Genomic DNA, 25,834 nt, shown 5'->3' with positions numbered 1-25,834 from the left:
AACCACCATGCTCCCGACTGAAGAACAGACCCAAATCCGCGACATGGCCCGACAGTTCGCCCAGGAACGCCTGAAACCGTTCGCCGCCGAGTGGGACCGTGAGCACCGTTTCCCCCGGGAAGCCATCGCTGAAATGGCCGAACTGGGGTTCTTTGGCATGCTGGTGCCAGAGCAGTGGGGCGGCTGTGACACCGGTTACCTGGCCTATGCCATGACCCTGGAGGAAATCGCCGCCGGCGACGGCGCGTGCTCGACCATCATGAGCGTGCATAACTCGGTAGGTTGCGTGCCGATCCTCAAGTTCGGCACTGATGAGCAGAAGGCTACATTCCTTACGCCCCTGGCCAGCGGCGCGATGCTTGGCGCCTTCGCCCTGACCGAGCCCCAGGCCGGCTCGGACGCCAGCAGCCTCAAGACCCGGGCGCGGCTGGAGGGCGATCATTACGTGCTCAACGGTTGCAAGCAGTTCATCACCTCCGGACAGAACGCCGGGGTGGTGATTGTGTTTGCGGTGACCGATCCGAGCGCCGGCAAGCGTGGCATCAGTGCGTTCATCGTGCCAACCGATTCGCCGGGCTACAGTGTGGCGCGGGTCGAAGACAAACTTGGCCAGCACGCGTCCGACACTTGCCAGATCCTCTTTGAGGATGTGAAGGTGCCGCTGGCTAATCGCCTGGGGGAGGAGGGCGAAGGCTACAAGATCGCCCTGGCGAACCTGGAAGGCGGCCGGGTGGGCATCGCGGCGCAAGCGGTGGGCATGGCCCGCGCTGCGTTCGAGGCTGCCCGTGACTATGCCCGGGAACGCTCCAGTTTCGGCAAACCGATCATCGAGCACCAGGCCGTGGCGTTCCGCCTGGCGGACATGGCGACCCAGATCGCCGTGGCCCGGCAAATGGTGCACCACGCCGCCGCCCTGCGGGACAATGGCCAGCCGGCGTTGGTGGAGGCGTCCATGGCCAAGCTGTTCGCCTCGGAAATGGCCGAAAAAGTCTGCTCCATGGCGTTGCAGACCCTGGGCGGTTACGGTTACCTCAACGACTTCCCGCTGGAGCGCATCTACCGCGACGTGCGGGTCTGCCAGATCTACGAAGGCACCAGCGACATTCAGCGCATGGTCATTTCGCGCAATCTTTGAACAGGAGTCCTGCATGAGCTACGAAACGATTTTATTGGAGATCAAGGACCGCGTCGGCCTGATCACCCTTAACCGTCCCCAGGCGTTGAACGCCTTGAATGCGCAGATCGTCAGCGAGCTGAACCAGGCGCTGGATAGCCTGGAGGCGGATCCGAGGATTGGCTGCATCGTGCTGACGGGCTCGAAAAAAGCCTTCGCCGCCGGTGCCGACATCAAGGAAATGGCCGAGCTGACCTACCCACAGATCTACCTGGACGACCTGTTCAGCGACAGTGACCGCGTGGCCAACCGTCGCAAACCGATCATCGCGGCGGTGAACGGTTTTGCCCTGGGCGGTGGCTGCGAACTGGCGTTGATGTGCGATTTCATCCTGGCCGGCGACAATGCCAAGTTCGGCCAGCCGGAAATCAACCTCGGCGTGCTGCCGGGCATGGGCGGCACCCAGCGCCTGACCCGGGCGGTAGGCAAGGCCAAGGCCATGGAAATGTGCCTGACCGGGCGCTTTATCGACGCGGTGGAAGCCGAGCGTTGCGGTATCGTCGCGCGGATCGTACCAGCCGATGAGCTGCTGGACGATGCGCTGAAAACCGCAGCGTTGATTGCCTCCAAGTCGGTGCCCATCAGCATGATGGTCAAGGAAAGCGTCAACCGCGCCTTTGAGGTCAGCCTGTCTGAAGGCGTACGTTTCGAGCGCCGGGTATTCCACGCGGCGTTTGCGACGCAGGATCAGAAGGAAGGCATGGCGGCGTTCGTGGCCAAGCGTGCGGCGGAGTTTCAGGACAAGTAATGCGGTGTCCTTACTGACGCCATCGCGAGCAAGCTCGCTCCCACAGTGGATCTGCAGTGAACACAAAATTTATGTTCGCCTAAGACTCAGTGTGGGAGCGGGCTTGCTCGCGAAGGCGGTGGCACATTCAACATTGATGCAAGCTGACCCAGCGCTTTCGCGAGCAAGCCCGCTCCCACATGGGATCTGAAGTGTATTCAGCATCTGCATACACCACCAAACCTGTGGGAGCGAGCTTGCTCGCGATGCTTTTTCAGCCATCACACCAGGTAGTTCTTTAACTCCCGGGCAATGACCATCCGTTGTATTTCGCTCGACCCCTCATAGATCTGGGTAATCCGCGCATCGCGGTAGTAGCGCTCCACCGGATAATCCTCGAGGTACCCGTACCCACCATGAATCTGTATGGCCGAGGAGCAGACCTTCTCGGCCATTTCCGAGGCAAACAGCTTGGCCTGGGAAGCCTCCGACAGGCATGGCTTGCCGGCGCTGCGCAGGCGGGCGGCGTGGAGGATCAGCAGGCGGGTGGCGTTGATGCGGGTGTGCATGTCGGCCAGCAGGTTGGCGATGCTTTGGTGCTCGATGATCGGCTTGTCGAACTGCACGCGATCGCGCGCGTAGGCCAGCGCCGCTTCAAACGCTGCGCGCGCGATGCCCAGGGCTTGCGCCGCGATGCCGATGCGGCCGCCTTCCAGGTTGGAGAGCGCAATCGCCAGGCCTTTGCCGCGAGCGCCCAGCAGGTTGGCCTCGGGGACGGTGCAGTTGCTCAAGGTGACCGCGCAGGTGTCCGAGGCACGGATGCCCATCTTGTGTTCGGTGCGGTCGACGATGAACCCTGGTGTATCGGTGGGCACCAGGAACGCCGAAATGCCTTTTTTGCCCAGCTCCGGATCCGTCACGGCAAACACAATTGCCAGTTTCGCCCGTTTGCCATTGCTGACGAACTGCTTGGCGCCGTTGATGACCCACTGGCCATCGCGCAGTTCGGCCCGGGTGCGCAGGTTGTGGGCCTCGGAGCCGGCCTGGGGTTCGGTCAGACAGAAGCAGCCAATGGCCTGGCCACTGGCGAGCTCGGCCAGCCAGGTCTGTTTTTGTTCATCGGTGCCAAAATTCAGGACCGGCCCGCAACCCACCGAGTTGTGGATGCTCATCAACGCCCCGGTGGCACCGTCGCCCGCGGAGATTTCCTCCACCGCCAGGGCATAGGCCACGTAATCGACGTAGGTGCCGCCCCATTCTTCCGGCACCACCATTCCCAACAGGCCCAGTTCGCCCATCTTCGCCACCAGGCCGTCGTCAATCCAGCCAGCCTTTTCCCACGCCTGGGCATGGAGGGCGATTTCACCTCGGGCGAAGTCCCGGGCCATGTCGCGGATCATCACTTGTTCTTCGGTCAGTTCGAGGTCGTGCATGGCTCAGTTCCCGTGGTGGTCGAAGCCGTCGAAGAAACTCGCCACATGGTCGGCGTCCAGCGCCTCCAGGGTCGGCGGGTTCCAGCGCGGGTTCTTGTCTTTGTCGATCAGCAAGGCGCGCACGCCTTCGATCAGGTCGCCGCGTTCGAACCATTGCCGGTCCAGGTGCAGTTCCAGGGCAAAACAGTCTTCCAGGCTCAAATGCCGGCCGCGCCGCAGCATTTCCAGGGTCACGGCCATAGCCAGGGGCGAGCGGCTGTCCAGCAGGTCAGCGGTCTTCAGCGCCCATTCGTGGCTGTTGGCGACAGTGACCTGACGCAACTGCTCGACCATGCTGGGCACGTCGGGCAAGCCAAAGAAATGGTCAATGGCCGGCCGCAAGTCGGCCAGGGGGGGCGCAGGGAGCTGTTGCTGGCCGAGTTTGGCCAGCAGGCTTTGCAGGTCCTTGAGCGGCGTGTCGTGCCACTCAAGCCGATCGAGACGTTCGTCGAGCTGGTTGAGCTTGTGGTTGTCGAGGTACCAGTCGGCGAGCCCGCAATACAACGCGTCGGCGGCACGGATCTGTACACCGCTGACCCCCAGGTAGATCCCCAACTCACCGGGAATGCGTGGCAGGAAATAGCTGCCACCCACGTCCGGGAAATAACCGATGGCCACTTCCGGCATGCCCAGGCGGCTGCGTTCGGTCACGACCCGCAGGTCGGCGCCTTGCACCAGCCCCATGCCGCCGCCCAGGACGAAGCCGTCCATCAAGGCGAGGATCGGTTTGCGGTAGTGGTGGATCGTCAGGTCGAGGGCGTATTCCTCGACGAAGAAATCTTCATGCAGGGTGTTGCCCTGCTTGTGGCTGTCGTACAGCGAGCGGATATCACCGCCGGCGCAGAAGGCCTTGTCGCCCGCGCCCCGCAATACCACGGCGCGGATCTGTGGGTCGACTGCCCAAGTATCGAGTTGTTGCTGCAAGCTGCGCACCATGCCCAGGGTGAGGGCATTGAGGCCGGCGGGGCGGTTCAGGGTCAAGTGGCCAATGTGATTACGAACGTCGACCAGCACCTCATGGGCCACGGATTCGAGGGTTTCCGCAGCTTGGGATGAAACCTGAGCTGTCATCGCTAACTCCCTGCTTTTATTGTTTTTTATGAATTGTGTCGCGCGTACCCGTTCAGGATCGTACCAGTGCAAATTTGCCTTGCACAACCGGGATACGTGCAGGTCCTGTCTGCATATTTATAGCAGCCACAGGCTCAGCCGCGACCCGAAAGGACCTCCGTGATGCTGCGGCGCTTGGCATTTCGCTCGCTGACGTGGATCAATTGTTCGAGATCTTCCGGGGTGACGTCGAAGAAGGCCTCCATTTCCGCCAGGGCCAGTTTCAGGTCTTCGGCGGTGATGGCCTGTCGATCGACGGGCGGGTGGTCAGCCGGTATGACGGCTGCCGGCTCGCTGGCACGCTTGGGATAGCGCACCCGGGTCAGGTTGTTGTAGGCCAGCGCAAAGACGAGCAACCCGGAGCCGGCCAGCATGGCCGCGCCGACGGCCTGCCAGTCCAATGCAATGATGGACGGATCCGCCAGTACCAACGTCGCCGCCAGGGCGCCTGCCGGCGGGTGCAGGCAACGCAGCCAACACATCAACACCAGCGCCATGCCGGCCGCCAGGCAGGCGCTGCCCAGGGTCCGCCCCATTACATGGGCCACCAGCAGTGCCACGACCGACGCACACAGGTAACCGCCGACAATCGACCAGGGCTGGGCGAGGGCGCCCGAGGACACGGCAAACAACAGCACGGCCGAGGCGCCGAGGGGGCCGATCAGGTGTTGCGCCACCTCAAGGCCAAAGACCTGACCACATGACCAGACACTGAACATCGTCCCCAACGCCATGCCGATGGCGGCGCGGCTCCATTCGGTGGGACGGGTATTGATAGCGGCGGGGAACCAACGAGAAAGCATTAAGCCACAATCCAAAAAACGAACAAAAAAAGGGGCTTACGGGAGAGTCCCAGAAAGCCCTTTAAGTGTTCCAACAGTTGGGGGAGGAACGGTGCACAGTGTGCCGGTCACAACCCCTGCTTACAAATTCATATTAATGCTGGTTGAGTGCATTAATTTTGAGGTAACGCTCAGGCTCAGGCGCTTCTTGAGGCGGGGAACCACGTTTGCTGGGCAATGGGCAGGTTGCGTGATTGGCCGCGGCCCATCGGGAAATAGGTGAAGCCCTTGTCGGCCATGCGCTCCGGGTCGAACAGGTTGCGCCCGTCGAAAATCACCGGGGCCTTGAGCCGTTGCCGGATCAAGTCGAAGTCCGGCGCCTTGAAGGGCTGCCATTCGGTGCAGATAACCAGCGCATCGGCCCCCGGCAACACCGATTCCGGCGTGCCCATCAGCATGAGTCGGGTCTCGTCGGGGTAGAGCAGTTGCGTCTGCTGCATCGCCTCCGGGTCAAAGGCCCGGACACTGGCGCCCGCCGCCCACAGCGACTCCAGCAGGGTGCGGCTCGGCGCATCGCGCATGTCGTCGGTGTTGGGTTTGAAGGCCAGGCCCCACAGCGCGAAGGTCTTGCCGCGCAGATCGCCCTGGTAGAACGCCTTGATCCGCTCGAACAGCTTGTGTTTTTGCCGATCGTTGATGGCTTCCACCGCTTGCAGCAGGTCGCTGGAGCAGTGGGCCTGCTCGGCGGTGTGGATCAGCGCGCGCATGTCCTTGGGAAAGCACGAGCCGCCGTAGCCGCATCCCGGATAAATGAAGTGGTAGCCAATGCGCGAGTCGGCGCCGATGCCCAAGCGCACGGATTCGATGTCGGCCCCCAGGTGTTCGGCCAGTTCGGCGATCTGGTTGATAAAGCTGATCTTGGTCGCCAGCATGCCGTTGGCGGCGTATTTGGTCAGCTCGGCGCTGCGCAGGTCCATGAACAGGACCCGGTCGTGGTTGCGGTTGAACGGTGCGTACAGGTCGCGCATGGTTTCGCGCACTTCATCACGTTCGCAGCCGATCACGATGCGGTCCGGACGACGGCAATCGGCGACGGCCGAGCCTTCCTTGAGGAATTCGGGGTTGGAAACGATATCGAACTGCAGCAAACGACTGGCCTTGAGCAGGCATTTGTCGATGTGCGCCCGCAGAACGTCACCGGTGCCCACCGGCACGGTGGACTTCTCCACCACGATGAGCGGTTGCTCGCGATAACGGGCGACGGCCTCGCCAACGGCCAGGACCTGGCTCAGGTCGGCACTGCCATCGTCCCGGGAAGGCGTGCCTACCGCGATAAACAATACCTGGCCGTGTTGCACGGCAAGCTGTTCGTCACAGGTGAAATGCAAGCGTCCGGCCTCCAGGCCTTCACGCACCAGCGCGGCCAGGCCGGGCTCGAAAATGCTCACCTGGCCTTGCCGAAGGCTGTCGACCTTGCGCTCGTCGATGTCCATGCACACCACGTCATGGCCCACCTCGGCCAACACGGCGGCTTGCACCAAACCTACGTAACCACTTCCGAATACACTGATCTTCATGGCGGATTCCCTGGATCATTCCGAGTAAGCGACATGCACAACCAGCGTTCGCCGCAGTGCGCTTGGTTCAGAATAAGTCGGGGATATTGCAGTTCACTTACAGTCCGCTGAAGTCTTGCGCCGCCAATCGGTACGCTGCTGGCAATTGTGCGACAAATTCGCTGACCACTTCCCGAGTCAGGCTGACGATGTCCTCCACCCGTTCCATGCCGGCGCCGGTCCGCCAACTGGCGACGATGTCCATGACCGATGGCAGCGGCACGCCGTCCACCAAGGTCAATGTGCCTTGGGCCAGTTCGCCGACCACCAGCGCCGCCGGCATGGCGCCAATGCCGAAGCCGTCGCGAACCAGACGGGTGATGGCCGAGGCCGAGTTCACGCAGTTGATGCGGGGCGAGACGATGTTGGCCGAATGCAGCAGGTTGAGGATGTCCTGGTGGGGCCGCGAGTTGCGCGAGAACGTCACGATGCGTTCCTGGGACACATCTTCCAGCGACGCATAATGCCGGTCATAGGCGGAGCCGGTGCGCACCACCCAGTGCATCGGATAACGGGTCAGCAGTGCATTGCGCACGCTGTCCAGGCGCAGGATATCGGTCTGGAAAATGATGTCCTGGTAGCCTTTTTCCAGTTGTGAGCAGAGGTTGCTCGCGGTGTCGGCCGACAGTTCGATCTCCAGGGCCGGGTAGCACTCCATCAGGCGTGTCACCAAGGGGCTGAGCCAGGTGTGGATCACCGTATCCATCGCCCCGATGCGGATCCGGCCACGCACCTGGCGTGGGTCCTTGATCACGGCTTTCATGCTTTGCATGGTGTCCATGATGCGCTCGGCGTACTCCAGCACGCGCTGGCCTTCGGAGGTCAGCGACACCCCTTTGGAATCGCGCACGAACAGGCGCACACCCATTTCGTCCTCCAGGGCGGCGATCCGGCTGGAAATGGAGGCCTGGGTGGTGAACAGCTTTTCCGCGGTGAGGCGAAAGCTCTTCAGGCGGGCGACCCAGACGAAGGTTTCGAGAAACTTGATGTTCACTTCGGAGTTCCCTTGGCACAGTCATGAAGCATAGAAACAGTGGCGACGGGCGTATCCCCTCCCTGTGGGAGCAAGGCTTGCCCGCGCTGAAGATAACTCGGTCTTCCTGGAAATCGAGGTGCGTGCATCGCGAGCAAGCTTTGCTCCCACAGGGAAGTCCCCTCGCACAGTGGCTAGGCAGGTTTCATATTCTTCACTGCTCGGCATTAGCCAGGTACAGGACGACTTCTCGCAACTCGGCTAAATCCGGAACATTATCGATAGCCGCTTCAGGCCGGCACCAGGGATAGTCCAACTTCGATACCCAGGCCATGATCGTCGGCAGATCGGTCGCCGGCTGGGTTTTCATGTGCTCGATGGTGATGGTCAATCGCTCGACCCATTGCGACTGCGGATCGAACTGCCAGTCATACAGGCCGCAACCGACTCGCACCTCGCCGCTGTTTTTGTCTGACATCGCCACCAGCCATTTGCACTGGAACGCCTCCACGTTGGCTGGTGGCGGGGCGGCCAGGCAGAACGTGTAGACGTTTTCGAAGGTCTGGCCGAAGCGACTGACCAGCACATCGCCAATGGCGGCACGCCCTTCAACGTGGTCGGGAAAGCTGATGGAACCGGTGCGCACGACCATGTCCAGAACAGCCGTCGGCGTAAAGGCCTGGTCCAGCAGGTGCGGGCGGTTGCAGTCCTTGGCACGGATGTAGTGTTGAATCGAGCGCTGAGCAGTGTTCATCGTGTCTCCCTTCAGGTTGAAAAACAGCCTCGTCCGAGGCCTACAAATCACTGTTCCATAAGTCCGTCACCAGCATGCAGCCAGGGGCGTGGGTGATGCACAGCGGTGGGCGCGAGGCCTGGACCACCGATTGAGGTGTCACACCGCAGGCCCAGAACACCGGGATCTCGTCCGCTTCCACCGGCACGGCATCACCGTAATCCGGCGTGTCCAGGGATTGAATGCCGATCAGTGACGGATCACCGATGTGCACCGGGGCGCCGTGAACATTGGGCATGCGCCCGGTAATCTGGATCGCCTGGATGGCCGCGGCGGCTTTCATCGGGCGCATGCTCACCACCATCTTGCCAGACAGGCGGGCGGTGGGGCGTGTGTCGATGTTGGTCTGGAACATCGCGACATTGCGTCCCAGTTCAATGTGCCGCAAACGGATACCAGCCTCCAGCAAGGGTTGTTCGAAGGAGAAGGAGCAACCGAGGGCGAAGGCCACCAGATCGTCCTGCCACAGGTGTTCGATGTCCAGCGGCGATTCGCTCAACTCGCCGTGGCGATAGACCCGGTATTGAGGCACCTCATGGCGGATATCGATGGCGGCGCCCAGGTTGCGGAAGAACGGGTCCCCTGGCTCGGTCACGTCCAGCACCGGGCAGGCCTGGCGATTGAGGGTGCAGTAGCGCAGGAATTCATTGGCCCAGTCGCCGGGCAGAATCACGATATTGGCTTGCACGCGACCCTGGCCCAGGCCGCTGGTATGGCCCTGGTACTGGCCGGCGGCGATGCTTTGGCGCAGGGCCAGAGGCGTGCATTGCTGCAGTTGTTCGAAGGACGTCATCACGGGTTCTCCTGGCGTTCGTTCGCTACTTTGAGAACACGGCGGTGAGGACGTCCAACAAGGAATATTGGTACCCCGCGACAACTAAAAGTTATTCGAGAGGCGCTTGGCCGTTCAGGCCGGGGGCCGCCACCATGCGCAACGGCCCGACATCGACGGCGTACTGGCTGACCACCTGGCGGCTCATTTGAATGATGTTCTCGATCAACTCCAGGCCGACGCCCGCGCGCCAGGACGCAACGACGTCCAATTGGGGCAGGGCGGTACCGGGTTCGAGCTGGATCAATTCGCCGCTGGCCAGGGGCTTGGCCACCAGCGCGGACGGCAACGCGCCGATGCCGAAACCATCGCGAATCAGCCGGGTCATGGCCGAGACCGAATTGACGCAACTGACCCGCGGCGCGCTCACGCCGTGGGCGTACAGCAAGTTGAGCACATCCTGGTGCGGTCGCGAATGCTTGACGAAAGTGATAATGCGCTCGCTGGCCATCTCCACCAGCGACGCATAGGGCCGGGCATAGATCGATTGGCTGGCAGCGATCCAGTGCATGGGGTAGTGCCCCAGTTCCAGGTTGCGCACGCTTTCGTGGCGGACCAGATCGGTCTGGAACACGATGTCCAGGTAGCCTTTCTGCAATTGCTCACAGAGGTTGCGCGCGGCATCGGCGGTGATTTCGATTTCCACGGCGGGGAAGGCCTGCATCAGCATCGACATCAATGGGCTGAGCCAGGTGTGGATCACCGTGTCCATCACGCCGATGCGCACCAGGCCTTGCTGCGGGCTGCTGGTATCCAGTGATTGCTTCAACGCCCGCTGGACTTCGAGCATCTGTTCGGCGTAGTCGAGCACCTTGAGGCCTTCGGGCGTCAGCGAGACCCCGCGGGAATCACGCACGAACAGGCGCAGGCCCAATTCCTCCTCCAACGAGGCGATCCGGCTGGAGATCGCCGCCTGGGTGCTGAACATCTTCTCGGCGGTGAGGCTGAAGCTTTGCAGCCGGGCGACCCAGACAAAGGTTTCGAGGAATTTGAGGTTCATGAAGGCTCTCGGTGTGCGTGTGGTGCTTATGATTGCAATTGTTACTCCAGATCGAGCCAGCGGGCGCATCAATTTTTCTTATGCCCGATCCGGCTTTTTTCCCGTTTGACGCTGTGCGGATCCGCCGCAAAGAATCCGCTCCACGACGCAGGTCCACTGCGCCGGCATCCCCATGACAACAATAACGAGGCGTGCGCACAGCCCTGGAGGGTTCGCTCGCGCCCATAAAAGGAGCGCGCCATGCAACACGCCACATTCCCTCGATGGACCTGCACTCCGGCGGGCACCTTGCTGGGCTTGAGCCTGATCGGCGTGCCGTGCGCCCAGGCCGACTTCATCGCCGACAGCAAAGGCAGCCTGGAGGCCCGCAACTTCTACTTCAACCGCGACTTTCGCCAGGAAGGGGCGAGGGACAAGGCCGAGGAATGGGCCCAGGGCTTTCTGCTGCGGATGGAATCGGGATACACCGCCGGGACCGTGGGTTTCGGCCTCGATGCCTTGGGCATGGCCGGTTTCAAGTTGGACTCCGGGGGCGGCACGGCCGGCACCAATCTGTTGCCAGCGGATTTGTCGGGCGGTTCCCAAGACCGTTACGGCGAACTGGGCCTGACCGCCAAGGTGCGCCTGTCCAAGAGCACCTTGAAGCTGGGGACGTTGCAGATCAAGGACCCGGCGGTGAGTTCCAACGACACGCGCCTGTTGCCGGGAACGTTCAAGGGCGGCTTGCTGAGCGTGCAGGAAATCGACCGCTTGAAGCTGACCGCCGGGCAACTCACACAGATCAACTTTGTCGACTCCACCGACTACCAGGACATGACCGCCAACCGCATCGGTGGAAGCAGCGATAAGTTCCAGTTCGCCGGGGCGGACTATCAGTTTCTGCCAAACCTGACGGCGCAATACCGCTACAGCCAATTGGAAGACATCTACCAGCAAAACTACCTCGGGTTCGTCCACACCCTGGACCTGGGCGCAGGCCAGTCATTCAAGAGTGACGTGCGTTATTCGCGCAGCACCGAAGACGGCAGTTTCCGCGATCTCGACAACCAGGCCTTCGGCGCCTTGTTCACCTACAGCCTGGCGGGCCATGCCGTGGGCCTGGGTTACCAGCGCATGAGCGGCGACGATCCGTTCCCCTACATCGGCCGCAGCGATCCGTACCTGGTCAACTTCGTGCAGATCGGCGACTTCGCCAACATCGACGAGCGTTCCTGGCAGGCGCGTTATGACTACAACTTCGCGGCCATTGGCATGCCCGGGCTGACCTTCATGACCCGCTATATCACGGGCGACAACGTCCAGCGCAGCGCCGCGGGCGAAGGCAAGGAGTGGGAGCGCAACACGGATATCGCCTATGTGGTGCAAGACGGTACGTTGAAGGGGCTGGGCTTGAAATGGCGCAACGCGACGGTGCGCTCGAATTTTGGCAACGACCTGGATGAGAACCGGCTGATCGTCAGCTATACGATGGCGCTGTGGTAAGAAACCCTCCGGCAAATTGTGGCGAGGGAGCTTGCTCCCGCTGGGCTGCGCCGTAGGAGCTGTCGAGTGCAACGAGGCTGCGATCTTTCCCCAAACACTTGAGTTTCAAGCGAAAGATCAAAAGATCGCAGGCTTCGCCAGCTCCTACAGCCGAGCGGGAGCAAGCGCCCTCGCCACGGGTTTACCAGCGCTCGGCCACCAATAACAACGACTGCGGCACCGGACTTTGTGGGTGCTGCGGTTCCTGCAGGCCCACCAGTCGAAAACCGGCCATGTCCAGGGCATTGAGCCAACTGGACAAGGTGCGGAAGTACCACGGCATGGGCTGCCATTGGCCCTTGAACCCATCGAAGGTTTCTTCTCGCCAGCCGTCCTGATAATTGCCCGCCGCCACCGCCCAGGGATGCAGCGTCTGGACCACCAGCGCGCCGCCTGGGCTGAGCAGAGCGTTCATCGCGGCGAGCAACGGGATGATGTCTTGATGCAACAGGGCGAAGTTGGCGCAGATCAGGTCGTAACCGCTGCCGACGTCCACCTTCGCCTCCACCAGCGCTTCATAACTGGCCAGATGCACTGGCGAGGAACCTGCCGCCCGGGCCGCCTCGACCAGCGTCGCGTCGCCATCCACACCCACCGCCTCGATGCCTCGTTCGGCCAGCGCCCGCAACAACAAGCCTTCGCCGCAGCCCAGGTCCAGCACGCGCTCGGGCTGACGGCTCAGTACCGCGAGCAGCATGGCTTGGTCGGTGACCGTTTGGCGGCTTTCGATGGCACCCGTGCGAATGGCTTCGATCCAGGCTTGGGCGTTGTGGTGCCAGCTTTGGAGGAGGGTGGTTTCCGAGGTCGACATGGATCCAGCTCCGCAGTGAATGGGGTCAGCATAGGACAATCGTTGGCCCAGGTCACAGCGGCCGATCAAGAAACAACAGGCGTGCCGCCAGCGCTGTCATGACCCCGGCAAAGCCATACGTGCCCAGGCGCCTTGAAATCCCACCGCTTGCCAGTTTCGTCCTGAGCTGTGCGGCGCAAACACCCAGCAGCGTATGGAAGACGAGGGCAATCAGTGCCAGCAGCGCGCCGAGGAAGATCAGTTGCAGGCTTACGCCGCCGTTCTTTACGTTGACGAACTGGGGTAGGAACACCATGAAAAACAGCAGCGCCTTGGGATTCAAGAGACTGTTGAGGGCACCTCGGCAGAAGATTTTCCACAGCGAAGCCGCCTGGAGCTGGCTGTCCTGCGTCGCCGCCGGCGTTCTCAGGGCTTGCCAGGCCAGCCACAGCAGATAACCGGCCCCTGCCAGGCGCAGCACGTCGAACGCTGGTGCCCAGCTCATCACTAGCGCGCCAATGCCAGCACTGACCATCAGCGTCATCAGCACGTCCGAAAAAGAAATGCCGAGGGCGGCCGCGACGCCAGCACGCCAGCCGTGGGCCAACGCATGGCTGGTGACAAAGGCCATGTTGGGCCCCGGAACGATCAACAGAAGCACGACAGCAACCACGAACAGGTAGAGATTAGCGGTATCCTGCATGGGGATCACTCCGTGGGATGAGCCACGACAGTAAGTGAAGGGCGAGGAGGGCGTCAGTTACAGTCCAGGCTTATCTGATAGCAACAGTCGTCTCTCGCGATGAATCCACCGAGCTTGGCGAAAACACCAGCATGCCCAGTGCCTAAAGCTGCGCCTCTGTCGGCTTTACGACGCTGCGGATCAGTGAAGCGAATGTTTCTATGACCCCGTCCTCGCCATGCCGCCCCCGTACCAACGCGCCGGACAGGGCTTCTCCCGCGCCAACCAGGCCAATGCAGCATCGCTCGAGTTCGTCCGCTGGCCACGTCGTATGAGGTTCGAGCACAGATATGAACATCTGCACGCAGTTATCTAGAAGCTCCTGGAACACCGCCGCCTTCTCTTCGCTGCCTGCCAGGGCAGCGCCCACGGCATGGAATTCGTCGGTGTTATCGGCCGCGCAGTGAATGTAGGCGCTGGCCAGGACCCGGGCCGTCTCCTCCAGGCTCCTCGCCGTCTTGGACATGGCGTCACGGAAAGCGCTGACCCGCTCGGTATCGATCCACTTGTAGAGCTCGATCAACAGACCCGAACGGGTGCCGAAATGATCGTAGACCACCGGTTTGGACACGCCAGCGCGAACGGCCAGATGCCCCAAGGTCAGCCGATCCGCGTCTTCTTCGCGCACGATCAGTAACGCGGTATCCAGCAACTGTCGCCGCCGCTCGGCTTTGGTAAGCCGGCGAGGCGGGGAACTGATAGGGCTGTGCTCAGTGTTTTTCTGCACGTTTTCGTTCCTGGTCGACAAAAACCTACCAATGGTAGGTTTAAGTATGTGATGGTGTGTTAGCTTACCTACTGAAAGTAGGTTTAAACCAGAGACAAGGAGAACGTACCATGTCACTTGATCCTATCTTGCTAATGGGTGGTTCTGGCGCCATTGGCCATCACACCGCTCGGGCGCTGCGCGCCGCTCATCCCGATGTGCCACTGCTGATCGGTAGCCGCGACCTTGCCAAGGCCCAGCGCGCCGCCGAGCACATGGGTGGGGCGCGGGGCGTGGTGATTGACTCCGCCGCAGATGACCTGGGCCTCGGCGGTCGCCCAGTCAGTGCCGTCGTGGTCTTTTATATGGACCACGCCCTTGCCGGATTGCGTTTTGCGCAGAAGCGCGGCGTGCCGCACCTTAGCATTTCCTCCGGCGTTTTCGAGATCGCGCCGGAAATCGCGACGTACATGCACAGGCCTGACGCCTCGCCCATTGTCCTCGGTTACGAATGGCTGGTAGGCGCGACGACAGTGTCGACGCTGAGCATTGCCCAGGCATTCGGCCGGGTCCACGACATCCGTATCAACGCACTGGTCGATGAGCAGGACACGGGCGGCCCGACCGTCGCCACCGATTTTGAACACCTGAATAAAATGCTGCCCGCCGCGCTGACACGGCGCGACAGTGTGTTCGTCTGGCGCGAAGGGGAAGAGTCCAAGGCAAGCTTCCACGCGGTGGATGGTACGGAAATCGAGGCTTCCGGCTTCTCGTCCATTGATGTCGTCGGCCTGGCGGCGGCGACGGGTGCGGCAAATGTCGAGTTCAACTTGGCCACCGCGGTGAGCTCAAGCCGCCGTCAGGGTAGGCCGATGTCTACCGAGATCATCATCGAACTCGTTGGCGAGGGTCTCAAGGGAGAGCCGCTGCATACACGTCATGCGGTCATCCACCCAGCAGGCGCTGCACCCTTGACTGGCCTCAGCGTCGCAATGACTCTGGAGCGCCTGCTCGGGTTGGACGGCCAGCCACCGACGCCGCCAGGGCTTTATTTCCCTTATCAACTGTTGGACGCCGCCACCTATCTGGAACGTTTGGAGGAGGAGGGTGGTGAGTTGCGCAAGCTGCAGGCGTAATCAACTAGGCAAGCCTGTGTGCTGAGCGTTTCCTCCCTTTAGTCAGGTCTGCTAGCTGGCTACCGGCTAGCAGACCTGACGCTGAGAGGCTATAGCTTTCCGGCCGATCCCAAGGCAAAGATTCTCGGGTTTGCCGAATTCATCGCCCAGGATCTTTCGGCGGCGTCTTATAGAGGCTGTCCGTTTACCAATTCACTGGCGCAGATACCCGAGCCAGGAAATCCTGCCCGGCGTCTCATCGAAGCACATAAAAAGCGTCAGTTGCTCTCGTCTGACCATCACAGGACGTCTACTGAAAGATAGCCATTGTGTTGCCTCGAAATCGAATGTTACCCTAATAACAGGAATATAAATAATGACAACCTAATAACACTTGGCGCTCGGGGGCTCTGAAATCCATGGAAAAAAACAGCTTCCTGCAGCTGCTGGAGCGAGAGTTCTCCAACCTGACCCCGACGGGCAAGCGGATCGCCAGCTATCTGTTGGGTAACCCTGAACAGCTTCCGTTCGAGTCGGCTGATAGCATCGCGCAGCAGACCTCCACCACTGGGATTTCCGTAGGGCGCTTTTTTCGATCCCTTGGCTACCAGAACATTGATGAAGTCAAACAAAGCTTGCGCGTTGAAACACCAGCGTCGTGGCTTATCACTGATCGCATCGGCGCCTTTCGTGCCGAAAACAATCAGCAAGATGCTCTTGATCGTTCCCTGAGCCGCGAGATCGAGGCCATTCGGTATGTCTACGGTTTGGCACGCAGCGACGCCTTCGCCGATATCGTGCAACGTATCTACGACGCCGACGCAGTGTTCATTCTCGGCATTCAGTCCACGCGAGGAATTCTCACCGCGTTCCATAGTCACCTTGAGTACATCCGCCCCAAGGTCTACTACGTCGACGGTCTATCCGGCATCTACGCAGAAACCCTGAATTCCGGCTTCGCCAATCCCTACGCGATCATTGCGGATTTCCGTGCCTATTCCAGCGTGACTCAGACCTTCTGCGACGCGGCCAAAGACAACAAACTCCCATTGGCGCTGATCACCGACCTGCAGTGCCCCTGGGCCCGAGACTACCCACTCGACCTCTTGCAACTGAAAACCGATGTCGGGCAGTTCTGGGATTCTCCAGCGCCATTGGCCTGCCTGTTAAACCTCATCGTGTCAGCCGTCGCCGAGAAATACGGGGATCGGCTCGATGAGCGCCTGGCCAAGAATCGTCAATTGCAAAAAGCTTTCGGGCAGTTCGAAGGCTGATCCTCATCGTCCCACCGAATCCCAACTGGAGTATTGGCGTGAACAACAGCCCCCTTGTAGAGATCGATGCCCAGCGCTACCAGGTGCAAATCGATTTGATCTACGCCGGTGCAGACAACCTGGCAGGAAGAGTGATTTATCCAGACGCCCGTTGCCTGTTACATCACCAGGCTGCCGGCTGTCTGTACAAGGCCAGTCAGCTTGCGCGTCAGGCCGGGTTTACTCTTCGCATCTATGACGCCTATCGGCCGCCTTATGCCCAGTACCTGCTGTGGGACGCGCTGCCCAACAACGACTATGTACGTGACCCGCATTTGGGCTCCCACCACAGCCGTGGCGTGGCAGTGGACCTGACTCTGGTCGGTGCTGATGGCGAGCCGCTGAATATGGGGACTGAATTCGACGCAATGGAAGAGAAGTCCCACCAGTTCTATCCCGACTTGCCAGTAGACGTGCAACGCAATCGATTGCTGTTGGTGGGGATCATGCTCGCCGCCGGCTTCCAGACGATTGCCACCGAGTGGTGGCATTACGAACTTCCGAATGCCGATGACTACCCATTACTGGAGAACGTTCAAACCACGGATTGATAGCCCTGCAACGCCGCGCGGCCCACGTTAGTGCGGCTGATAACAAAATAACAAGACAGCGTTACTTACGTTTCACCTGCAACTGCCCGGTTATAGCTTTTATAAAAAACCTGACGTACTTCCCTCTATCGAATGATCAAGGAAACCGGCATGAACCCAATGAACACCGTGACCAGCAAACCCTTTCCCGGCGCTGGCAAGCTATTGCTGAGCGTTTTGTGCAGTGCACTGAGCCTCGGTGCCTGGCAGGCCGCGACAGCGGCTGTACCACAAGACACCCTGGTCATCGGCAAGCCCGCTGATCCCCAGACCCTCGACCCGGCCGTGACCTTCGATAACAACGACTGGACCATTACCTACCCGTCGTATCAGCGCCTGGTCGGCTACAAGGTCGAAGGCGACAAAAGCAGCACCGAAGTTCAGGGTGACCTGGCCGAGAGCTGGACCGTTTCTCCGGACAATCTGGTCTGGGAATTCAAAATCAAACCAGGCAACAAATTTGACGACGGCGCCCCTGTCGATGCCGCCGCGGTGAAGTTTTCCTTTGATCGCTTGATGACGCTCAAGCAGGGACCTTCCGGAGCATTTCCGGAGGACATGGTGGTCGCGGTTGTCGACCCGCTGACCATCCGGTTCACCCTGAAGACGCCTTTCTCGCCGTTCCTGTTTACCCTGGCCCACAATGGCGCTTCGATCATCAACCCCGCTGTGGTCAATAAAAGCGCGGACGTCAATGCCTGGCTGTCGAGCCATACCGCAGGCTCCGGTCCCTTCCGCTTGAGCAACTGGCAAAAAGGCCAGTCGCTGACCATGGAGCCGAACACCTATTTCGCCGGTCCCAAACCTGCGCTGAAAACCGTGGTCATCAAGATCATCGGTGAGCCCTCCGTGCGTCGCTTGCAATTGGAGCGGGGTGACCTGGACATCATCGAAGACATGCCCGAAGACCAGCTCGGCGTGCTTGCCAGCAAGCCCGGCGTGGTGGTGAAGGAGTTCCCGTCGCTACGGGTCACCTATCTTTACCTGAACAACAAAAAGGGGCCCCTGGCCAGCGTCGATGCGCGTCGTGCGATCACCGAAGCGGTGGACTACAACGGCATCGTCAAAGGCATTCTCAGGGACAAGGCCAAGCTCCTGAACGGACCGATCCCGGACGGCATGTGGGCGTATGACAGCTCGTTGCCGCCGATGAAGCAGGACATGGCAGCGGCCAAGGACAGCCTCGCCAAAACACCGCAGAAAATCACCAACCTCAGCTACATGTATTCAGACAAGGATCCTAACTGGGAACCGATCGGCCTGACCCTGCAAGCAGCGTTGGCGCCGCTGGGCATTAACCTCAAACTGGAAAAGCTCGCCAATGCCACGCTGCGTGAGCGCGTCGGCCAGGCGGACTACGACATCGCGGTCGGTGCCTGGAGCCCGGACTTTGCCGACCCGTACATGTTCATGAACTTCTGGTTCGACTCCAAGATGCAGGGTCTGCAAGGCAACCGCTCGTTCTATAGCAACCCGCAAGTCGACAAACTGATCCGAGAAGCGGCCGCTAACAGCGACACCGCGAAGCGCGTCGAACTGTACCAGGCCGCGCAGAAAATGGTGCTCAAGGACAGCGTCTACGCCTACCTCTATCAGAAGAGCTATACCTTGCCGATGCGTGATTCGGTCAAGGGTTACGTGTTCAACCCCATGCTCGAGCAGGTGTTCAACTTGGGCAGCATGAGCAAGTAAACCGGCTCCCTCGCGCTGGTCATTCGTGGCTGGCGCGGCTTCTGATTTTCGTCGCGAGTGTTACTGAGGTGCCAAAATGGCCTTCCTGACTTTGTTGCGCAAGCGCCTGCTCGGCCTGTTACTGGTCGTGTTCGGCGTTTCGCTGATTACCTTTGCAATTTCGCACCTGATCCCGGGTGATCCTGCTCGATTGATCGCCGGCGACCGTGCCAGCGATGCGTTGGTGGCCGGCATACGTCATCAACTGGGATTGGATCTGCCGTTGTATCAACAATACGGTCGTTACCTGATGGACCTGGTGCAAGGAGACCTGGGAACCTCGATACGCACCAGCCGTCCCGTTCTGGAGGACTTGCAGACGTTCTTCCCGGCGACACTGGAGCTGGCGCTGGTAGCACTGGTGCTGGCGATCCTGGCCGGCGTGCCGCTTGGCGTGCTATCAGCGGTTTACCACAATCGGGCGATTGACCAGATCGCCCGGACCCTGGCGGTCACCGGTATTTCAACGCCAGCCTTTTGGCTCGGCCTGGGGGCAATCGTTCTGTTCTACGGGCATCTGGGTTGGTTGCCCGGAGGCGGGCGGCTGTCCGAAGGGCTTGCTCCGCCGCCGACAATCAGCGGTTTTTATCTGCTCGACTCGCTGCTCGCCGGTGAGGGCGCGCTGTTTCTCGATACCGTGGAGCATCTGATCCTGCCGGCGGCGACCCTGGGGTTCGTGACCTTGGGCGTTGTCGCACGGCAGATTCGTTCAGCCATGCTTGATCAACTTGGCGAAGACTATATTCGCACCGCCCGCGCCTACGGCTTGTCCCGATGGACTGTGATCCTGCGCCATGCACTGCCTAACGCGCTCATCCCTTCGGTGACTGTCCTTGGGCTGACCCTGGGAGATTTGCTGTATGGCGCGGTGTTGACCGAAACGGTTTTCGCCTGGCCCGGCATGGGTGCCTATGTCGTCAAGTCGATCCAGTCGCTGGACTTCCCGGCGGTGATGGGCTTCGCCATTCTGGTTTCGTTCATCTACGTGCTGCTGAACATGGCCATCGATATTGTGTACCGCGTGATCGACCCACGCATCGGCGAGGTAAGTTGAAATGTCCGCTACCCTGATGGCCACGCGTCGCCCGCGCTGGAACGAAAAACTCGCCTATCTGACCTACCGCGTCCGCCGCAGTCCGTTGACCATGGCGGGGCTGGCGATCACCTGTATTGTCTTGCTGTGCATGGTCTTCGCCCCTTGGCTCGCCAGTCACGATCCCAACGCGCTGAACTTGGCCGAACGCCTGGCGCCGCCGTCCAGCGCCCACTGGTTCGGCACCGACGAAGTCGGGCGCGACCTGTTCAGCCGCGTACTGTTCGGTAGCCAGCAGTCGGTGGGTGTCGGTCTGTTCGTGGCTTTTGCATCCTGTTTTATCGGCGGGTTGCTGGGATGTTTTTCCGGGGTCATCGGTGGTCGTTTCGACGCATTGATCATGCGCCTGATGGACATCATGCTGTCGGTGCCATCGCTGGTGCTGATCATGGCCTTGGCGGCTGCGTTGGGCGCGAGTCTGTTCAACGCGATGCTGGCGATTACGCTAGTACGAATTCCTTCCTATGTCCGACTAGCCCGTGGCCAAGCCTTGAGCATCCGCGAGATGGGCTATGTCAAAGCCGCCCAAACCTTCGGGGCAGGGCGCTGGCACGTCGTGCACTGGCACGTGGCACGCAATGCAATGCCGCCATTGCTGGTGCAGTTGAGCCTGGATATCGGCAGCGCGATCCTCATGGCCTCGGCTCTGGGCTTTATCGGCCTGGGGGCGCAGCAGCCTACGGCCGAGTGGGGGGCGATGGTCGCCACCGGGCGCAACTACATCCTCGATAACTGGTGGTACTCGACCTTTCCAGGCCTGGCGATTCTGATCACGGCCACCGGGTTCAACTTGCTGGGCGATGGCGTACGCGATCTGCTCGATCCACGGCAACAGGGGAAATGACCATGCATGCGTCGAGTCCAGTATTGTCCATCGACAATCTGAGCCTGGAATTCCCGGCTTACAAAAACAACGTCAAAGCCCTGAACGGTGTGTCGCTGCACGTCAATCCCGGCGAAATCGTCGGCGTCGTCGGCGAGTCCGGATCGGGCAAATCAGTCACGGCCATGCTCAGCATGCGATTGTTGCCCGAGCGCAGCTATCGCATCACCGCCGGCAGCCTGAGCATGCTCGGTCGCGACATGCTGGCAGCGCCTGAAAAAGAGTTACTGACGATTCGTGGGCGCGATGCCGCGATGATTTTCCAGGAGCCGATGACCGCCTTGAACCCGACCCGGCGTATCGGCAGGCAAATGCTCGATGTGATCATTCATCACCAGAAGATCAGCGCCACCCAAGCCCGTCTCAAGGCGATCGCACTGTTGCGCGACATGCACATCGCCAGTCCGGAACAGGTATTGGAGAGCTATCCTTTCGAACTGTCTGGCGGCATGCGTCAGCGGGTGATGATCGCCCTGGCGTTCTCCTGCGAACCTCAATTGCTGATCGCCGACGAGCCGACAACGGCCCTCGACGTGACCGTGCAACGCCAGGTGCTGTTGCTGTTACGAGAAAAAGCCAGGCAGCGGGGCACGGCCATCTTGCTCATTACCCATGACATGGCATTGGTTTCGCAGTTCTGCGACCGGGTCTACGTCATGTACACAGGGGCAGTGGTCGAGGAGGGCCGCACGGCCGATGTCATGGGAAGTCCGCAACACCCCTATACGCAAGGTTTGCTCAGTGGTCTGCCGGAAATGGTCGAGCCGGGCCAACCGCTGCTGACCATTCCCGGTCAAGTGCCGAACCTGGCCTCTCTGCCCGTGGGCTGCACGTTTCAGGAGCGGTGTGCGTACGCCATGCCGGTTTGTACCCAGCGCCCGAGTCTCAACACCATCAACGGTAATGATCAACGTAAAAGTGCGTGCTGGTTACCGGTCAAGGAGCTTTCGTGATGAACAGTGCCGTGCTTCGCCCCATCACTCAGATGGCCTCCACGATTCTTCAACTTGACGATGTTCACGTTCGTTTCCCCGTAAGCAATGACTGGTTGGGGCGGCCGCGTGGATATGCCCACGCCCTGAACGGTATTGATCTTCAGGTGCGGGCAGGCGAAACCCTGGGTATTGTCGGCGAATCAGGTTGCGGCAAGAGCACCTTGGCCCAGCTGTTGATGGGCCTGGTGCCGCCCAGCAGCGGGGCGCTGAACTGGGCCAATCGCAGCGGCGAAGGCCGTAGCAACGTTCAGATCGTTTTCCAGGACCCACAGTCGTCCCTTGATCCGCGCCTGCCTATCTGGCGAATCATCACCGAGCCGTTATACGCCCGAGGCCACGTCAACCATGCGCAGATGCGTGAGGTAGCCGCCAGGGTCGCGGCCCAGGTCGGCATCCGTCCGGAGTACCTGGACCGCTTCGCGCACCAGTTTTCCGGGGGGCAGCGTCAGCGTATCGCCATCGCCCGAGCCCTTTCATCAGACCCGGATATCATTGTCCTGGACGAGCCCACCTCGGCGCTGGACATCTCGGTCCAGGCGCAGATTCTCAACCTGCTGGCCGAGCTGCAACGTGCGCGTAATCTGACTTACATCCTGATATCCCACAACGTATCAGTGGTGCGTCATATGGCTAATCGGGTGGCGGTGATGTACCTGGGGCAAATCGTTGAACTGGGCAGCGCGGCTCAAGTGCTCGATCAGCCACGTCACCCCTATACCCGTTTGTTGCTTGAGGCGGTACCACGACTGGGCGTGCCACTGCACGACGAGCAAGTCGCGGCGCCTACCGAATTACCAGGGAACCGCCAACTACCGAGTGGCTGCTTCTTCCGTGAACGGTGCAGTCTATGCACCGTTGGCTGCGAGAAGCCTCAGGCCTTGCTGGGAGATGAGCAGCAGTGTGTGCGCTGTCATTTACAGGGTTGAGTCACTGGCTTCGCCAATCTCAAACCAGCTCTGCACGTGACGTGCCGTGCGGCTAGTGCTCAAGCAACGCCCGAACCCGCTTGGCAATGGCAAGGCAAGAGGTCAACCCAGGCGATTCGATCCCGAACAGATTGACCAGTCCCGGAACGTGATGCTGCCGTTCACTGCTGATGAGAAAGTCGCTGGCAGGTTCGCCAGGAGCGGAAATTTTCGGACGAATCCCGCTGTACCCAGGCTGCAAGCTGTTGTCCGGTAAATCAGGCCAATAGCTGCGAATCGCTGAATAGAAGACATTGGCCCGCGCTGGATCGACCTGATAGTCCTCGGTCTCGACCCATTCGGTGTCTGGGCCGAAACGCGCTTGGCCGCCCAGGTCCACGGTCATGTGAACCCCGAGGCCGGCGGCCTCCGGCGCGGGGTAGATGAGATGGGTGAAGGGCACGCGCTTGGCCAGGCTGAAGTAGCTGCCTTTGCACAGGTAATCCTGAGGTACCGTCTGTTGCGGCAAGCCCTCCATGCGCCTGGCCAGTGCAGGCGCTTTAAGGCCGGCCGCGTTGATCAGCAGGCGGCAGGACAGCGCCATCGGTGTCGTCCCTCCGACGTTTAGAAGGAAACCGTCAGCGGTAACCTGGGCGCTGATCAGGGGCGAGTAGAACGCAATGGTGGTGCCCGCCGCTTCGGCATCGCCCTGCAATGCCAACATCAATGCATGTGAATCCACGATGCCGGTCGAAGGCGAATACAAAGCTGCGATGCATTCAAGCGCAGGTTCCAGCGCGAGGGCCTGCTCACGATCGAGCAGGCGCAGATCATCCACGCCATTCTCCAGACCTCGCTCAAGCAAGACTTCCAGCTGGCGAGTTTGCGCTTCATCCTTGGCGACAATCAGCTTTCCAGTTTTACGTGTGCTGACGCCATGGGTGTCGCAGTAGGCATAGAGGGCGTGCCTGCCCTCGACACACAACCGGGCTTTAAGACTGCCGGGCGGGTAGTAGATCCCGGCATGGATTACCTCCGAATTACGCGAGCTTGTGCCGATACCAATCGCTTCTCCCGCTTCAATCACCAGTACTTCGTTACCTGCCAGGGCCATTTCGCGTGCGACGGCAAGACCGACGACACCCGCACCCACCACTACGCAATCGATATCGACACTCACCGTCACGGCTCCTTTCAATCGTTAGAGGCCACCCAGGCGCGATATTCGGGAGAGGTTGCGGGCGAGGAAGGCGGCCTCGTCCTGTCCTTATTCCTTACGCAACAGCACCCGGGTCACCCGACGCTCTTCAACCTCCATCACGGTCATGCTCCACCCTTGGCAACTGAGCGTGTCGCCAATGATCGGCAAACGATCCAGCAGGCTCATCACCAACCCGGCAAGCGTCTGGTAATCCTCCGTCGCATTCGCCTGGAAGCCAATGTGCTCGCGGACCTGACTGAGATTCAGGGCACCGCTGACGAGGAAACCTCCATCCTGGGCGACAATATTCGGACCTTCGATTTCACTGGCATCCGGCAGTTCACCTGCAATGGATTCCAGGATATCAGTCATGGTGAGAAGGCCGACGAAATCACCGAACTCGTTCACCACGAATGCGATGTGGGTCGACTCCTTACGCATTTGCTCCAGTGCATTGAGAATCGTGAAACTGTCGAGCAGGTTGATGGCTTTGCGCGCCATGACCTCCAGGTTCGGCTGATTGCCCGCCAGTATTTCCTTGAGCAGTTCTTTCTTATGGACAAAGCCTAGCGGCTCATCCACACGTCCTTCCCGGATCAACGGCAAGCGTGAGTAGGAAGAGTGCATCAGCGCCGTACGGACTTCTTCCGCCGCATTGGCCAAGTCGAGGTGGTCAATTTGCGCACGGGGCGTCATCACGCTGCGTATCGGGCGCTCGGCCAATTGCAGCACGCCACTGATCATGACCCGTTCGCGCCGATGGAAAACCTGCTCCGGTTCGTCGCCTTCCAACATGTCGGCGATTTCCTCGCCGACTTCATCGGCCCCCAGCTTTTGACCGCCCAGCAGGCGCAACACCGCATGGGCGGTACGCTCGCGCATCGGCCGAAGGCCTTGCAGGCTTTTCTTGCGACGGGAACGCGCCAACTGGTTGAACAGTTCGATCAGGATCGAGAAACCAATCGCGGCGTACAGGTAGCCTTTCGGAATGTGGAAGCCCAAGCCTTCGGCCGTGAGGCTGAAGCCGATCATCATCAGGAAGCCCAGGCACAACATGATCACGGTAGGGTGGCCATTGACGAATTTTGTCAGCGGCTTGCTCGCGATCATCATCAAGCCGATCGAGAACATCACTGCGATCATCATGACCGACAGATGCTCCACCATACCCACGGCCGTGATGACCGCATCCAGGGAAAAGACTGCGTCCAGTACCACAATCTGCGCAACGATCGGCCAGAACATCGCGTAGGCGGCATTGCCGGACCGTTGCGCCACGTGGCCCTCGAGTCGCTCATGCAACTCCATGGTTGCCTTGAACAACAGGAACACCCCACCGAACAGCATGATCAAGTCCCGCCCCGAAAACGTCTTGCCGAAGACCTCGAACAGCGGGTTCGTCAAAGTCACCATCCAGGAGATGCTGGCGAGGAGGCCAAGGCGCATCAGCAACGCCAGGGACAGGCCGATGATACGGGCACGGTCGCGCTGCTCGGGCGGAAGTTTGTCGGCCAGGATGGCGATGAATACAAGGTTATCGATGCCGAGCACCAGCTCCAGCACGATCAAGGTCAGCAGGCCCAGCCAGGCCGTGGGGTCAACGATCCATTCCATGGCTTATTCGTTCCCTCGGACGATCAAGGCGAGGGAAGGGGGCTGCAACACGCGTATGCAGGCCGCAGGGGCGCAAAAGAGAAAACGGTTCTTTGAAAGGCGACTGGGAGGTTCCTGGAGGGTGTTCATACAGACCTGGAAATAATTGGGGAAGAA

24 protein-coding genes are annotated in these 25,834 nt (G+C 60.5%); 11 read left to right on the top strand and 13 right to left on the bottom strand.

The annotated features are described in order from the left end of the window. Positions 1–7 precede the first annotated feature (7 nt). Positions 8–1,135, top strand: a complete 1,128-nt coding sequence (locus AC515T_RS15070) for an acyl-CoA dehydrogenase (RefSeq protein ID WP_496528944.1) — start codon at positions 8–10, stop codon at positions 1,133–1,135. A 13-nt stretch (positions 1,136–1,148) separates the two neighbouring features. Then, entirely contained in the window at positions 1,149–1,922 is a 774-nt protein-coding gene (locus tag AC515T_RS15065) for an enoyl-CoA hydratase (RefSeq protein WP_496528943.1), read from the top strand. A gap of 260 nt (positions 1,923–2,182) precedes the next feature. Here AC515T_RS15065 and AC515T_RS15060 read toward each other — a convergent pair whose 3' ends face one another. From AC515T_RS15060 to AC515T_RS15025, 8 genes are all read right to left on the bottom strand, one after another. After that, complete coding sequence (locus AC515T_RS15060) at positions 2,183–3,334, bottom strand: acyl-CoA dehydrogenase family protein (protein WP_496528942.1); 1,152 nt, start codon at positions 3,332–3,334, stop codon at positions 2,183–2,185. Positions 3,335–3,337: 3 nt separating this feature from the next. After that, the gene (locus tag AC515T_RS15055) at positions 3,338–4,444 is read right to left on the bottom strand and encodes an enoyl-CoA hydratase/isomerase family protein (protein ID WP_496528941.1); all 1,107 of its coding nucleotides are present in this window, start codon (positions 4,442–4,444) and stop codon (positions 3,338–3,340) included. A gap of 134 nt (positions 4,445–4,578) precedes the next feature. Further along, the gene (locus AC515T_RS15050; protein ID WP_496528940.1) at positions 4,579–5,286 is read right to left on the bottom strand and encodes an HPP family protein; all 708 of its coding nucleotides are present in this window, start codon (positions 5,284–5,286) and stop codon (positions 4,579–4,581) included. A gap of 176 nt (positions 5,287–5,462) precedes the next feature. Continuing rightward, entirely contained in the window at positions 5,463–6,842 is a 1,380-nt protein-coding gene (locus AC515T_RS15045; RefSeq protein WP_496528939.1) for a UDP-glucose dehydrogenase family protein, read from the bottom strand. A 97-nt stretch (positions 6,843–6,939) separates the two neighbouring features. Further along, positions 6,940–7,875 carry a LysR family transcriptional regulator gene (locus AC515T_RS15040; protein ID WP_496528938.1) on the bottom strand — a complete coding sequence of 312 codons (936 nt, stop codon included), beginning with the start codon at positions 7,873–7,875 and terminating at the stop codon, positions 6,940–6,942. 193 nt (positions 7,876–8,068) lie between these two features. Then, positions 8,069–8,608 (bottom strand): hypothetical protein, encoded by a 540-nt coding sequence (locus tag AC515T_RS15035; RefSeq protein WP_496528937.1) that lies wholly within the window; start codon positions 8,606–8,608, stop codon positions 8,069–8,071. Positions 8,609–8,648: 40 nt separating this feature from the next. Next, positions 8,649–9,440 (bottom strand): putative hydro-lyase, encoded by a 792-nt coding sequence (locus AC515T_RS15030; RefSeq protein ID WP_496528936.1) that lies wholly within the window; start codon positions 9,438–9,440, stop codon positions 8,649–8,651. 91 nt (positions 9,441–9,531) lie between these two features. Next, positions 9,532–10,479: a LysR family transcriptional regulator gene (locus AC515T_RS15025; protein ID WP_496528935.1), complete on the bottom strand. Its 948-nt coding sequence runs from the start codon at positions 10,477–10,479 to the stop codon at positions 9,532–9,534. A 240-nt stretch (positions 10,480–10,719) separates the two neighbouring features. Between AC515T_RS15025 and AC515T_RS15020 the strand changes: the two genes are divergently transcribed. Next, positions 10,720–11,961, top strand: a complete 1,242-nt coding sequence (locus AC515T_RS15020; protein ID WP_496528934.1) for an OprD family porin — start codon at positions 10,720–10,722, stop codon at positions 11,959–11,961. 181 nt (positions 11,962–12,142) lie between these two features. Here AC515T_RS15020 and AC515T_RS15015 read toward each other — a convergent pair whose 3' ends face one another. The 3 genes from AC515T_RS15015 to AC515T_RS15005 all read right to left on the bottom strand — a co-directional run bounded on the left by AC515T_RS15015 (position 12,143) and on the right by AC515T_RS15005 (position 14,259). Next, positions 12,143–12,811 (bottom strand): class I SAM-dependent methyltransferase, encoded by a 669-nt coding sequence (locus tag AC515T_RS15015; protein WP_496528933.1) that lies wholly within the window; start codon positions 12,809–12,811, stop codon positions 12,143–12,145. A 52-nt stretch (positions 12,812–12,863) separates the two neighbouring features. Then, positions 12,864–13,493: a LysE family translocator gene (locus AC515T_RS15010; RefSeq protein WP_496528932.1), complete on the bottom strand. Its 630-nt coding sequence runs from the start codon at positions 13,491–13,493 to the stop codon at positions 12,864–12,866. A gap of 142 nt (positions 13,494–13,635) precedes the next feature. Then, positions 13,636–14,259 carry a TetR/AcrR family transcriptional regulator gene (locus tag AC515T_RS15005; protein WP_496528931.1) on the bottom strand — a complete coding sequence of 208 codons (624 nt, stop codon included), beginning with the start codon at positions 14,257–14,259 and terminating at the stop codon, positions 13,636–13,638. A gap of 110 nt (positions 14,260–14,369) precedes the next feature. On the opposite strand from AC515T_RS15005, the gene AC515T_RS15000 reads away from it, so the two are divergent. From AC515T_RS15000 to AC515T_RS14965, 8 genes are all read left to right on the top strand, one after another. Beyond that, positions 14,370–15,374, top strand: coding sequence for an NAD(P)-dependent oxidoreductase (locus tag AC515T_RS15000; RefSeq protein ID WP_496528930.1), 1,005 nt, complete (start codon positions 14,370–14,372; stop codon positions 15,372–15,374). Positions 15,375–15,772: 398 nt separating this feature from the next. Next, positions 15,773–16,627, top strand: coding sequence for a MurR/RpiR family transcriptional regulator (locus AC515T_RS14995; RefSeq protein WP_496528929.1), 855 nt, complete (start codon positions 15,773–15,775; stop codon positions 16,625–16,627). A 38-nt stretch (positions 16,628–16,665) separates the two neighbouring features. Then, entirely contained in the window at positions 16,666–17,217 is a 552-nt protein-coding gene (gene ddpX, locus AC515T_RS14990) for a D-alanyl-D-alanine dipeptidase (protein WP_496528928.1), read from the top strand. Positions 17,218–17,367: 150 nt separating this feature from the next. Then, positions 17,368–18,948 (top strand): ABC transporter substrate-binding protein, encoded by a 1,581-nt coding sequence (locus AC515T_RS14985; RefSeq protein WP_496528927.1) that lies wholly within the window; start codon positions 17,368–17,370, stop codon positions 18,946–18,948. 76 nt (positions 18,949–19,024) lie between these two features. After that, positions 19,025–20,041 carry an ABC transporter permease gene (locus tag AC515T_RS14980; protein WP_496528926.1) on the top strand — a complete coding sequence of 339 codons (1,017 nt, stop codon included), beginning with the start codon at positions 19,025–19,027 and terminating at the stop codon, positions 20,039–20,041. A gap of 1 nt (position 20,042) precedes the next feature. Then, the gene (ddpC, locus tag AC515T_RS14975) at positions 20,043–20,924 is read left to right on the top strand and encodes a D,D-dipeptide ABC transporter permease (protein ID WP_122568616.1); all 882 of its coding nucleotides are present in this window, start codon (positions 20,043–20,045) and stop codon (positions 20,922–20,924) included. 2 nt (positions 20,925–20,926) lie between these two features. After that, positions 20,927–21,916 (top strand): ABC transporter ATP-binding protein, encoded by a 990-nt coding sequence (locus AC515T_RS14970; RefSeq protein WP_496528925.1) that lies wholly within the window; start codon positions 20,927–20,929, stop codon positions 21,914–21,916. Next, positions 21,916–22,884 carry an ABC transporter ATP-binding protein gene (locus AC515T_RS14965; RefSeq protein ID WP_460078427.1) on the top strand — a complete coding sequence of 323 codons (969 nt, stop codon included), beginning with the start codon at positions 21,916–21,918 and terminating at the stop codon, positions 22,882–22,884. Before AC515T_RS14970 ends, AC515T_RS14965 begins: the two co-directional genes overlap by 1 nt. Before the next feature lie 52 nt (positions 22,885–22,936). Here AC515T_RS14965 and AC515T_RS14960 read toward each other — a convergent pair whose 3' ends face one another. Together AC515T_RS14960 and AC515T_RS14955 are read right to left on the bottom strand one after the other, a co-directional pair. Beyond that, on the bottom strand, positions 22,937–24,043 hold the full coding sequence (locus AC515T_RS14960; RefSeq protein ID WP_496528924.1) for an NAD(P)/FAD-dependent oxidoreductase: 1,107 nt from the start codon (positions 24,041–24,043) through the stop codon (positions 22,937–22,939). A gap of 87 nt (positions 24,044–24,130) precedes the next feature. After that, positions 24,131–25,678 carry a TerC family protein gene (locus AC515T_RS14955; RefSeq protein WP_496528923.1) on the bottom strand — a complete coding sequence of 516 codons (1,548 nt, stop codon included), beginning with the start codon at positions 25,676–25,678 and terminating at the stop codon, positions 24,131–24,133. Between the last annotated feature and the right edge of the window lie 156 nt (positions 25,679–25,834).

It is taken from the genome of Pseudomonas sp. FSO-7 (assembly GCF_059579345.1).
The sequence above is the reverse complement of the archived record's forward strand: the minus strand, read 5'-3'. Positions and strand labels throughout refer to the sequence as shown.

Coding starts and splice junctions, on each gene's coding strand:
- AC515T_RS15070 (WP_496528944.1), top strand. CDS start 8: ATGCTCCCGACTGAAGAACAGACCCAAATCCGCGACATGGCCCGACAG.
- AC515T_RS15065 (WP_496528943.1), top strand. CDS start 1,149: ATGAGCTACGAAACGATTTTATTGGAGATCAAGGACCGCGTCGGCCTG.
- AC515T_RS15060 (WP_496528942.1), bottom strand. CDS start 3,334: ATGCACGACCTCGAACTGACCGAAGAACAAGTGATGATCCGCGACATG.
- AC515T_RS15055 (WP_496528941.1), bottom strand. CDS start 4,444: ATGACAGCTCAGGTTTCATCCCAAGCTGCGGAAACCCTCGAATCCGTG.
- AC515T_RS15050 (WP_496528940.1), bottom strand. CDS start 5,286: ATGCTTTCTCGTTGGTTCCCCGCCGCTATCAATACCCGTCCCACCGAA.
- AC515T_RS15045 (WP_496528939.1), bottom strand. CDS start 6,842: ATGAAGATCAGTGTATTCGGAAGTGGTTACGTAGGTTTGGTGCAAGCC.
- AC515T_RS15035 (WP_496528937.1), bottom strand. CDS start 8,608: ATGAACACTGCTCAGCGCTCGATTCAACACTACATCCGTGCCAAGGAC.
- AC515T_RS15030 (WP_496528936.1), bottom strand. CDS start 9,440: ATGACGTCCTTCGAACAACTGCAGCAATGCACGCCTCTGGCCCTGCGC.
- AC515T_RS15025 (WP_496528935.1), bottom strand. CDS start 10,479: ATGAACCTCAAATTCCTCGAAACCTTTGTCTGGGTCGCCCGGCTGCAA.
- AC515T_RS15020 (WP_496528934.1), top strand. CDS start 10,720: ATGCAACACGCCACATTCCCTCGATGGACCTGCACTCCGGCGGGCACC.
- AC515T_RS15015 (WP_496528933.1), bottom strand. CDS start 12,811: ATGTCGACCTCGGAAACCACCCTCCTCCAAAGCTGGCACCACAACGCC.
- AC515T_RS15010 (WP_496528932.1), bottom strand. CDS start 13,493: ATGCAGGATACCGCTAATCTCTACCTGTTCGTGGTTGCTGTCGTGCTT.
- AC515T_RS15000 (WP_496528930.1), top strand. CDS start 14,370: ATGTCACTTGATCCTATCTTGCTAATGGGTGGTTCTGGCGCCATTGGC.
- AC515T_RS14995 (WP_496528929.1), top strand. CDS start 15,773: ATGGAAAAAAACAGCTTCCTGCAGCTGCTGGAGCGAGAGTTCTCCAAC.
- AC515T_RS14985 (WP_496528927.1), top strand. CDS start 17,368: ATGAACCCAATGAACACCGTGACCAGCAAACCCTTTCCCGGCGCTGGC.
- AC515T_RS14980 (WP_496528926.1), top strand. CDS start 19,025: ATGGCCTTCCTGACTTTGTTGCGCAAGCGCCTGCTCGGCCTGTTACTG.
- ddpC (WP_122568616.1), top strand. CDS start 20,043: ATGTCCGCTACCCTGATGGCCACGCGTCGCCCGCGCTGGAACGAAAAA.
- AC515T_RS14970 (WP_496528925.1), top strand. CDS start 20,927: ATGCATGCGTCGAGTCCAGTATTGTCCATCGACAATCTGAGCCTGGAA.
- AC515T_RS14965 (WP_460078427.1), top strand. CDS start 21,916: ATGAACAGTGCCGTGCTTCGCCCCATCACTCAGATGGCCTCCACGATT.
- AC515T_RS14955 (WP_496528923.1), bottom strand. CDS start 25,678: ATGGAATGGATCGTTGACCCCACGGCCTGGCTGGGCCTGCTGACCTTG.